This is a genomic window from Mesorhizobium sp. M1E.F.Ca.ET.041.01.1.1, from assembly GCF_003997355.1.
Lineage (GTDB): Bacteria > Pseudomonadota > Alphaproteobacteria > Rhizobiales > Rhizobiaceae > Mesorhizobium.
Genome location: NZ_RZSL01001020.1, coordinates 1 through 1,308 on the forward strand (window position 1 = coordinate 1; position 1,308 = coordinate 1,308).

1 protein-coding gene is annotated in these 1,308 nt (G+C 53.6%); it reads right to left on the reverse strand.

The genetic code is table 11. The features are described 5' to 3' along the window. The coding region (locus tag EOA38_RS36960; protein WP_145966309.1) for an AAA family ATPase at positions 1-625 on the reverse strand (625 nt) is incomplete at its 3' end. Between the last annotated feature and the right edge of the window lie 683 nt (positions 626-1,308).

Genomic DNA, 1,308 nt, shown 5'->3' on the forward strand with positions numbered 1-1,308 from the left:
TTAATAGCCAGTCCTGCATGAACGCCCAGGCCTCGTCTGAGTTTTCGGAACCCGTCTTCGTTAGGGTCGATAGATTGTCGAGAACTAGGAGGTCCGTTTGGTCCGGTTCCCCCAATCTGAGGGCATTTTCGACAGCGACACGGCCATCAGGTGTTTCGGATGCGAGATCGGGGATCCCATGACGCTGCAGGTCGGCAGCAAAAAGGCGCAAGAAGTCTTTTTGGGGCGGGGTGTCAAGCCTTGCCACCATCCATTTTGCTCTTTCCTGCAAGTCGATGAAGGACATCTCACCGTCAACATAGAGTACGCGGCGCGGCCTTGGCACGGTCCAACGCAAGAAGTCGGTCCCAGTAGCAACGGCGATCGCAATTCCCAGGCTCAGAAACGTCTTCCCAACACCTCTTGGTGCATAGATTTCTATCAGTCCTTTTTCGGGAATGATTGGAGCCATCAGCTTTTCGCGTGGAGGGACAATCTTGGTTGCCCACTGATCCCAGTCAAGAATGATGAAGTTTGATGCGTTCTGGTTAGCCGCGTCCGGAAGAACCGGTTGGGGCACCAACTTGGCGGAGTTGGGCGTTCTGGGTTCGCGGTTCTTCGGAACGACTGCGTTAGCCTTACTCATTGCCGCCCCCTTCGTTGGCTAGGTCCAGCATTTGACCGACGCGAGCCTTCCCATTGGAGCAACTCGCCTTCAAGCCAATAGCGCCTTCTTCCGATGAACAGGGGCTTGGGAAAGCCAATATCGCTTTTGAGCCAACGCCATAGTGTCATGAGGCTGACCGAGTAGCGGCGAGCTACCAATGGGGCGGTCAAGAAGTGGGTGTTGGAAGTATTCGGCTGGACACGGGCGTCGCCCGCTTGGGTCCACATTTCAGCTAAGGACGATGCACTGCGTAGACGCAGGCACCGATCTCTCCATAGGAAGTGAGTGCATAGTAGTTTCTCCAATTGCCACACTACGAATTTGCCGAGCACGTTCTTTGTGAGGGCATTCCATCGCCGAGTGACTAGCCAGAAAATAGGTGTCTAAAAGCACCGTTCAAGAGGCAATAAATAACTGATTTCATTGCGTTTAAACGCACTTCGGCTATGTGACTGGGCGGTGCTATCCCACCTAGACGGACGAGACGGCAGGGAGTTTACAACAGCCCCCTGTGAAACCGTCGCGCCACCGTTCGGCTAGGCCTTCTAGTGACATGATTTATGCCGGAGTAAGTCTTTGATTCTAAGGTCAGAAGGTTCTCATTTGAACCCGGCGTCTAGAACCTAGTTTTGAGACGCCCAGATTCTAGGCATTTGCTATAC